Genomic DNA, 366 nt, shown 5'->3' on the forward strand with positions numbered 1-366 from the left:
TTGGTTAAGCCCTCGACCTATTAGTACAGATCAGCTCCATATGTCACCACACTTCCACCTTCTGCCTATCTACCTCGTCGTCTTCAAGGGGTCTTACTAACTTATGTTATGGGATATCTCATCTTGAGGGGGGCTTCACGCTTAGATGCCTTCAGCGTTTATCCCGTCCCGACTTGGCTACCCGGCTATGCATTTGGCAATGCAACCGGTGCACCAGAGGTCAGTCCATCCCGGTCCTCTCGTACTAAGGACAGCTCCTCTCAGATATCCTACGCCCACGCCGGATAGGGACCGAACTGTCTCACGACGTTCTGAACCCAGCTCGCGTACCGCTTTAATGGGCGAACAGCCCAACCCTTGGGACCT

1 rRNA gene is annotated in these 366 nt (G+C 53.6%); it reads right to left on the reverse strand.

The window, feature by feature from the left end:
• Positions 1–366, reverse strand: a 23S ribosomal RNA gene (locus WS34_RS15215); the annotation flags it as partial.

Origin of the sequence: Odoribacter sp. N15.MGS-14 (assembly GCF_000980245.1) — a bacterium.
Lineage (GTDB): Bacteria > Bacteroidota > Bacteroidia > Bacteroidales > Marinifilaceae > Odoribacter > Odoribacter splanchnicus.